This window comes from Pseudomonas sp., assembly GCF_026224925.1.
Taxonomy (GTDB): Bacteria; Pseudomonadota; Gammaproteobacteria; order Pseudomonadales; family Pseudomonadaceae; genus Aquipseudomonas.
In genome coordinates this window covers 1-8,452 of sequence record NZ_JAMFRV010000223.1, presented here as the reverse complement: position 1 = coordinate 8,452, position 8,452 = coordinate 1, and the positions used below count along the sequence as shown (strand labels likewise).

The 8,452-nt window shown below is 59.3% G+C and carries 7 protein-coding genes and 1 riboswitch; of the genes, 1 reads left to right on the top strand and 6 read right to left on the bottom strand.

The window, feature by feature from the left end:
- The 6 genes from M0974_RS09545 to M0974_RS09520 all read right to left on the bottom strand — a co-directional run.
- Positions 1 to 3,003: 5-oxoprolinase/urea amidolyase family protein (locus tag M0974_RS09545; protein WP_297835661.1), on the bottom strand; the 3,003-nt coding region annotated here is incomplete at its 3' end.
- Positions 3,004 to 3,285: 282 nt separating this feature from the next.
- Positions 3,286 to 3,921, bottom strand: coding sequence for an urea amidolyase associated protein UAAP2 (locus M0974_RS09540; RefSeq protein WP_297835659.1), 636 nt, complete (start codon positions 3,919 to 3,921; stop codon positions 3,286 to 3,288).
- Between the two features lie 11 nt (positions 3,922 to 3,932).
- Entirely contained in the window at positions 3,933 to 4,658 is a 726-nt protein-coding gene (locus tag M0974_RS09535) for an urea amidolyase associated protein UAAP1 (protein WP_297835657.1), read from the bottom strand.
- A 13-nt stretch (positions 4,659 to 4,671) separates the two neighbouring features.
- Positions 4,672 to 5,436 carry an ABC transporter ATP-binding protein gene (locus tag M0974_RS09530; protein ID WP_297835655.1) on the bottom strand — a complete coding sequence of 255 codons (765 nt, stop codon included), beginning with the start codon at positions 5,434 to 5,436 and terminating at the stop codon, positions 4,672 to 4,674.
- A complete protein-coding gene (locus tag M0974_RS09525) occupies positions 5,433 to 6,248 on the bottom strand; it encodes an ABC transporter permease (protein WP_297835653.1) in 816 nt (271 codons plus the stop codon). The genes M0974_RS09530 and M0974_RS09525 overlap by 4 nt, the downstream gene beginning before the upstream one ends.
- 27 nt (positions 6,249 to 6,275) lie before the next feature.
- Positions 6,276 to 7,343: a putative urea ABC transporter substrate-binding protein gene (locus M0974_RS09520; RefSeq protein WP_297835663.1), complete on the bottom strand. Its 1,068-nt coding sequence runs from the start codon at positions 7,341 to 7,343 to the stop codon at positions 6,276 to 6,278.
- 72 nt (positions 7,344 to 7,415) lie between these two features.
- Positions 7,416 to 7,517: riboswitch (guanidine-I (ykkC/yxkD leader) on the bottom strand.
- Positions 7,518 to 7,815: 298 nt separating this feature from the next.
- Between M0974_RS09520 and M0974_RS09515 the strand changes: the two genes are divergently transcribed.
- Positions 7,816 to 8,232, top strand: coding sequence for a hypothetical protein (locus M0974_RS09515; protein ID WP_297835651.1), 417 nt, complete (start codon positions 7,816 to 7,818; stop codon positions 8,230 to 8,232).
- The last annotated feature ends 220 nt before the right edge of the window (positions 8,233 to 8,452 follow it).

The window sequence follows — 8,452 nt, the reverse complement described above, 5'->3', positions numbered from 1 at the left end:
CATGACCAAGTAGCTGGCGTCGAATACAGTGCGCTGCACTTCATCAAGGTTGGGTAGGTCGTTGATGCGGCGGATGAACTCCAGATTACTCGGGCACCATGGCGCGTCTTTGCGCACGGTGGTCATGTATTTTTCGATGGCCAACTGACACGCCGGGTCATCCCAAGACAATGGCAAGTGGACGATGCGCGACGGCACCTGTAAGTCTTTGCTGGCACACACGGTTTCCCACTGCTGCGCGACGATGGTTAGCAGGTCGGCCAGCGGCAATTGTTCGGGGTGATAGTGAACTTGCAGCGAGCGAATGCCAGGTGTCAGGTCGATCACCCCGTGCAAGGCTTTAGCCTCAAGTGCTTGCATCAGTGCATGTCCGCGAAAGCGTAATACCAGATCCAGTTCAGGTGCGCCGATTTCCAGCAGCAAATGGGTATCGCCGGAGAGGCGGGCCACCAGACGGGTGTCGTCCTCACCGATGTCCAACACAACCGGCGAAATCAACTCCCCCTGTGGGAGCGAACTTGTTCGCGAAGGGGCGAGATCAGGCACCGTGTTGTCTGCTTCGCGAGCAAGCTCGCTCCCACAGGACCTTAGTGGCTGCGCAGACAGTGGGTCAGTTCCCCGATCCCCCTGTGGGAGCGAACTTGTTCGCGAAGAGGCCGGATCAAGCACCGTGTCGTCTGCTTCGCCAACAAGCCCGCTCCTACAGAGATCGGCTTGCAGTTTAAGAGTGCGGGCAGTCTGGAGGCTGACCGGGTGAAACTGCACTTTATCCCCAGCCTTGAGTTGTCCCAGCTGCCACAAGTCGGCTTCGATAATGGTGACCGGGCACACGAAACCACCCAGGCTCGGGCCGTCGGGGCCGAGAATAACGGGCATGTCACCGGTGAAATCCACTGCGCCAATTGCGTACGGATTGTCATGGATGTTCGACGGGTGCAGCCCGGCTTCGCCGCCGTCAGCGCGGACCCACTCCGGCTTTGGCCCGATCAAGCGCACGCCGGTGCGACTGGAGTTGAAATGCACCTCCCACTGCGTCGAGAAAAACGTCTGCATGTAGCGCTCGGTGAAATATTCCGGCGCGCCATGGGGGCCGTAAATCACCCTGATCTGACGCACATCAAGCAAGTCATGAAGCTGCTCATCGGGTACGCGCGCTCCCACGCTGCGATCACTCAGTGGCGCAATGTGCAACACGTCACCCGCACGCAGCGCCCGACCACCATGGCCACCGAACTGGCCGAGGGTGAAGGTGCTTTTGCTGCCCAAGTAATCCGGCAGGTCCAAACCGCCGCGTATACACAGGTAACTGCGCGCACCGGCACCGACAATCGTGCCCAGCGCCAAGGTCGAACCGGCAGGCACCATGAACGCGGTGTTCAACGCTTGCGGCTGGCCATCGAGTGTCACGGGAATTACGGCGCCAGTGATCGCCACCACCGCATCGGTATTGAAGCGTAGCAGCGGGCCGCTCATGGTGATTTCCAGCGCAGCAGTGCCTTCGTCATTGCCCAACAAAAGGTTGCCCACACGCAAGGCTTGGCTGTCCATCGGACCGGACGGCGGCACGCCCACCGCCCAATACCCCAAACGCCCCGGGTAATCTTGCACGCTGGTTTGCGTGCCGCCACTCAACACTTCAAAGGTATCTGCGCGATACCGCAAACCTTCCAGGCAACGGGTCCAGGGCTGACCGCTGGCGAACGGCGCGTCGGCTAAAATCTGCCGCAGGTAATCGCGGTTGGTTTCGACGCCATACAAACGGCTGTCGCCCAACGCGTCCAACAGTCCGGCACTGGCTTGCTCACGGGTCGGGGCCCAACTGATCAGCTTGGCAATCATGGGATCGAAGAACGGTGGAATTTCACAACCGGCTTCAACCCAGGTATCGATGCGCAAGTTTTTACCGTCAGCCGCCGGAAAGTTCACAGCGGTCAGCAAGCCCGGGCAAGGCTGGAAATCCCGGCCAGGGTCTTCGGCGTACAACCGTGCCTGAATCGCGTGACCGCTGGCCTGCAACCCTGCCCGCAGCTCAAGCAGCGGCGGCAAATCACCGGCGGCCAGTTGTACCATCCAGCTCACCAGATCAACGCCCCAGACCTGTTCGGTAACACCGTGCTCGACCTGCAATCGGGTGTTCACTTCAAGGAAGTAAAAGCGCTGATCTTCACTGTCGAAGACAAATTCCACCGTCCCAGCGCTGCGGTAGTTGACCGCTTTCCCCAGTTGGATCGCCGCCGCACATAACTCATCGGCCATGCCCTGAGGCAGGTTTGGCGCCGGGGTTTCTTCGAGGACTTTCTGGTTGCGACGCTGCACTGAACAGTCGCGCACGCCGAGGGCGATGACTTCACCCTGGCCGTCGCCGAATACCTGTACTTCCAAATGCCGGGCGCGCTGGATGTACTTCTCGATGAACACCCCGGCGTCGCTAAAGTTGTTTTGCCCCAGGCGCTTCACTGCGTCGAACGATTCACTCAGTTCTGCGGCGCTGCGGCACACGCGCATGCCGATCCCGCCGCCGCCTGCCGTGCTTTTCAGCATTACTGGGTAGCCAATGGGGTCGGCGGCGCTCAGCGCTTCTTCGAGGCTGTCGAGCAGTTCAGTGCCTTCGAGCATCGGTACGCCGTGTTGCTTGGCGAGTGCGCGCGCAGTGTGCTTGAGGCCAAACACCCGCAGCTGTTCTGGCGTTGGGCCTACGAAGGCAATGCCCTGGTCTTCGCAGGCTTGAGCGAAGGCGGCGTTTTCCGAAAGGAAGCCGTAACCGGGATGGATCGCCTTGGCGCCGCTGGCTTTGGCGATGGCAAGAATTTTATCCACCGCCAGATAAGTCCCGGCCGCGCCGCCTTCGCCCAGGCTATGGGCTTCGTCGGCTTGAAGAATATGCAGGCTGGCGGCGTCAGCTTCGGAGTAGACCGCCACACCCTTGACCTTTAGCTCACGCAGGGTGCGCAGGATGCGGCAGGCAATGGCGCCACGGTTGGCGATCAGCAGTGTGTCGAACATGGCATAAACCCCGGAAACCGACGGCAGTTCGGTTTCTTAGTGGGAAGCGGGCCGTCCCGCTATTGAACGTTGTGCCTCGGGGCCGTCCCCGATGGCGAAACCTGACACTGTCTGTAGGAGCTGCCGCAGGCTGCGATAGGGCTTGATACCGCGATAAATCTGCGACAGATCGCAGCCTTCGGCAGCTCCTACAGGGGGTTGCGTGACTTCAAGCATTGTCCGGATCGGCTTTGGCACAGGCTAAATAACCAGCGGCGAAGGTGCGCGAGAGTCAGGCCCATATCAGCGGTCCCAGACCAGCAGTTGTGCCGGCGTCGGGTTATAGGCGTTGCACGGATTGTTCAGTTGCGGGCAGTTGGAAATCAGCACGATCACGTCCATCTCTGCGCGTAGCTCAACATATTTGCCGGGTGCCGAAATACCGTCTTCAAAGGTCAGCCCGCCGTCAGCCGTCACGGGTACATTCATGAAGAAATTGATGTTCGGCCCAATGTCGGTTTTGCTCAGGCGGCCATCGTGGGCGCAAGCGCGCAGGTAGTTATCGCGGCAGCTGTGCATGTGGCGTTTTTCCAGGGCGTAGCGCACCGTGTTGCTCTCTTGCGCGCAGGCGCCGCCGAGGGTGTCGTGGCGTCCGCAAGTGTCTTCAACGATGGTCAGCATCGGCTTGCCAAGGTTGGAATACAGCACGCTACCGGCGCTCAAATACACATTGTTTTGCCGGCGCAGGGTGCGTTGTACGTCGTAGCGTTCACGGGGGTTAGCCAGACTGTAAAACAGCGTGTCCACTGCCTGATTACCTTCCAGGTCGAGGATGCGTACGGTTTGCCCGGCTTTGACTTCCTTGAGCCACGGCTCGCCTGCTGGAATGGTCGCGGTGTAGATCGCAGCTTCAGGGTGTTTGGATTGAGTCATGTTCATGGCGGCGATCCTTAGGCGAACAGGCGATCAGTGTTGATAAAGCCGCGCTCGTTTTCCGGGCGCGAGGTGCGGCAGTGCTCGGCGACGCTGGCGTCGGCGTTCATCCAGCTGAGCTTGATCGGCTTGGGTGTGTACTGCGGATTAGGGTCCATCGGGTGTTGCAGTGCAGTCATCACCACCAGGGTGTCCATCGGCGCATACAGCTCGATGATGTCGCCCGCTTTGGAGTTGTCGGCCACGAAATGCAGGGCGCCGCTGTCATCGACGTTGACCCGACTGAACAGGTTCAGGGTCATCAACAGGTCAGATAAACCCAAGCCCCATTTGCCTAGCTCGACCAATAAGTTATCGGTGCCGTTACGGAAGAAGCCATTGCGCAATTCCTGATAGCGGCCCTGGCCGTATTTTTCAGCGACTTCTTCGGCACATAAAATGCCGCCAATACTGTCGCTCCAACCGCAGGTGTCAGCGGTGATTGCGGCCAATACCCGGCCCATGTCCGAATACAGACAATGGCCGCTGGTGAGCTTGGCGGTGTGTTGGCATTTGAGGCTGTCGGGGAGGTTCAGGCGTTCGGTTTTTTCGTTGGCGTTAAGCAAGGTCAGGCTGACGTTGGCGCCGCCTTCAATATCGGTCAGGCGCAGCAGTTGGCCGCGCTTGAGCACGAACGAACGGTGGCCGCCGCCGGGAATAAGTTCCTCGGCGAACACCGGGAACAGTGTGGTTGATTCAGTCATGGTGATAATTCCTTTAAACCGTTTGCAGCGAATCAATCGCGGCGCGTGCAGCGCGGCGGTCGCTGTTCAAGGGGATGTCGTAGGTGATGCGGGCGCCATACGCACTGGGCGCCTGAGGGTCATGGCGAACCTTGTCGAACACCAGTAAACGCGTGCCAAGGTTGAAGCCTTCGGACAAATCGTGGGTGACCATGAACACGGTCAATTGGGTTTCCCGCCACAGCTCCAGCAGCAGGCCATGCATGTCCTTGCGGATGCCCGGATCCAGGGCGCCAAACGGCTCGTCCAGCAGCAACACCCGAGGCTGCATGATCAACGCCTGAGCAATGGCCAGCCGTTGTTGCATGCCACCCGAAAGTTGCGTTGGGTATTTGTCCAGCGAGTGTCCGAGGCCTACTTTGTGCAGCAGCGCTGCCGCCTGTTCTCTGGCTTCGCGTTTCGCGTTGCCGAACAGTCGGCCCAGCAACGCCGAGCGTGGCAGTTCAAGGCCCAGCGCGACGTTGTTCAGTACCGACAAATGAGGGAATACCGAGTAGCGCTGAAAGACCACGCCGCGGCTGGCGTTGGGCTCGCCGACCAAGGGTTTTCCGTCCAGATGAATCTGCCCGCGACTTGGCACTTCCTGGCCTAACAGTAAGCGCAGGAAAGTCGACTTGCCGCAGCCCGAAGCGCCAACCAAGGTGCAGAACTCACCCTCTTCGACGCTCAGGTTCAGCCCCTCCAGCACCGGTTGTTTGTCGTATTCCTGCCAGACGTTTCTCACCGAAATAAAACTCATGCCCGTGCTCCTTCGTACCAAGGGAAAGCACGTCGGGTCAGCGCCTTCAGGCCCCAATCCATCAGCCAGGCCAGCAGCGTGATCCACACCACGTAGGGCAAAATCACGTCCATTGCCAAGTAACGGCGCACCAGGAAAATCCGATAGCCAAGGCCATCAGTGGAGGCAATGGCCTCGGCTGCAATCAGGAACAGCCAGGCAGACCCTAGCACCAGCCGCACGGCGATCAGCAAGCGGGGCAGCAGTTGCGGCAGGATCACGCGCAGGATCAAGGTCCAGGTTGAGGCGCCGAGGGTCTGCGCCTTGATCAGCAACTCGACCGGAATCTCCTGTGCGCGCTGCTCCAGATCGCGTGCCAGAATCGGTGTGATACCAATCACGATCAGCATGACTTTCGACAGTTCGCCCAAGCCGAAAACGATGAACAGAATGGGCAAAATCGCCAGCGGCGGCACCATCGACAACACCGTCAGCAGCGGCGATAACGGCGCACCGAACATCGGCACGATGCCCGACGCGATGCCTAGGCACAGCCCGAGCAACGCACTGATGCCCAGGCCGATTGCCAGCCGTCGCAGACTGGCGCCGGTGTCTTGCCACAGCAAATACTCACCGGTGCGCGGGTCTTCAACGAAGGCCATGCGCTTGACCGACTCGGTCATTTGCACGGCGCTAGGCAACAGCTTGTCGTTGGGGTTTTCCGTCAGCCGAGTTGCCGAACCCATGAAATAGGCGAACAGCAACAAGGCGAACGGCAGGATCACCAAAATCAATCGACTGGCGCGATCCGGGCGGCGGTTTATCAAACGCATGGGCAATGACCTTTGGCTGGGACGCGATTACAGCTTGCCGTCGGCGGCCATCTGCACGTAGCTCGGATCAAAATGCAGCTTGAGGTTGGCTTTATCGCCAGTGGTCACGCCGTTGGCGAACGACATGCCTACCGCGCCGGTGTCTTTGGCGCCTTGGCCAAGTAGCCCGTGCAGGAAGGAAAACTCAGCCACTTTGCGCATGGTCATTGGCAGTTGTTTACTGTTGGCGAACTCCAGAGCCTCTTTCGGCGTAGCGAACAATTTGGTGGTATCGAGTTGCGACTGAAAACCCGCCAGATCAGTACCCGAGGCTTTGGCCATGTGCTCAAGCGCGGCGGTGCTGGCGGCCGATTTTTCATTCATCAGTGCCACCACTTCAAACCAGGCGCCGGTCAGCGCTTTGCCCAGTGCTGGGTTGTCTTTGAGGGTCTGGGAGTTGACGACCATCATGTCCATGATTTCGCCAGGAATCTTGCTCGAATCGAAGACTTCGGTCACGCCGGGCTTGGCTTTGATGTCCGCCAGCATTGGGTTCCAAGTGGTGACTGCTTTGACTTCATCGGTGTTGAAGGCGGCAGAGATGTCGGCGTCGGAGGTGTTGACCACGGTCAGGTCTTTTTCCGAGAGATCAACAGTGTCCAGCGCGCGGGCCAGTAGGTAGTGGGAAACGGACAGCTCAACCAGATTGACCTTCATGCCCTTGAGGTCGGTGACTTTCTTGCCGTCGCCTTTGATCACGATGCCGTCGTTGCCGTTAGAGAAGTCGCTGACAATCAGCGCGGTGCTGTCGACGCCGCCTGCTGCCGGAATGGTCAGGGCGTCCATGTTGGTCATGGTGCAGCCGTCGAACTGGCCAGCGGTGTATTGGTTGATGGATTCGACGTAGTCGTTGATTTGGGTGACATCAATTTTGATGCCGTACTTCTTCGCCCATTTGTCGACGATGCCTTGAGCACCGGCATATTCCCATGGCATCCAACCGGCATAAATCGTCCAGCAGACGTTGAAGTGTTGTTTTGGAGCGGCTTGGGCCGAGAGACTCAATGCGGCGATGAGGCCAGCGGCGAGCAATGAAAACAGACGGGGCTTGCGGATGGTGGGCTGCATGTAGAGATCTCCAGTAGGAAAAAAGGCGAGCAGGAGTCACGTGACACCACTGGTGTCCCTGTCTCCCGGGCTTTTATCCCGCCGTGTAACCTCTACTGGAGGTCGCCAACTCTCGGACCAGCCACTCGCCATAGGCGAGCCGGAACCCTAGTCAGCTATTGCAAATTGTGGTGCCGCGAACCTGTTTGACTCCTGCACACGGAATGTTAAGCGAGAGCCGTGCCAAGTTAGGCCGAGCCTTGTGTTGCGGGGGGCGGCGCGATGTTAATGGCATTAACGTGGTTTTCAGTGCCTCACTGTGGTGCGGCTCTGCACCGGGCGGGGGCGCAATTTGTTACACATATAGTTGAGTGTGGCGGCACTGAAACGCCTTATTACAGTCTTATTGGTTATCTGTCAGAGGTTGGCTGATGCTGACCAGCGTCGCTGGTTGAGCTCTATAGCGGTCGAGGAGGCCGCCATGTATCGACAAACTTTGCTTATTGCTTTGCTGGGTTTGACGCTAGCAGGTTGTTACGCAGGACCCGGCTATTACGAGTCGGACGTGTACACGGCCCCAGTGCCCGTATACGGAGGCTATTACTACGGCACCGGTGGTTATGATCGCTACTATGGTCCTGGCTACGTCATCGGCCAGCCCCGGTATTACGGCTCACGTCCTGGTTATTATCCGCGTGGTCCCGGTCCCGGTTATGGTCGACCCGGCTACGGCCCTGGCCATGGTTACGCGCCGGGTGGCGGTTATCGTCCAGGCCCCGGTCCGCGGCCAGGCTACATCGGCGGCGGACATGGCGGTCCACCCGGTGGTGGTGGCCACGGCGGCAGCCAAGGTGGTCACGGCGGGCAGGGTGGCGGAGGCCAGGGCGGCCGCCGATAGGTGACATCACTCATTCATGTTTCACGCATTTTGTAGGGGCTGCCGACGCTGCGATAGGCCGGGGTCGTGGGCGACACGTGCGGTAGGCCGTAGCCGAGAGATTGATGTGTTAGATAGGGCCCTTTCGCGAACAAGTTCGCTCCCACCGGAGCTTCATTCGCCTGCAATTTAGAGGCGAAACCCGATCTCGGTGGGAGCGAACTTGTTCGCGAAGGCTATT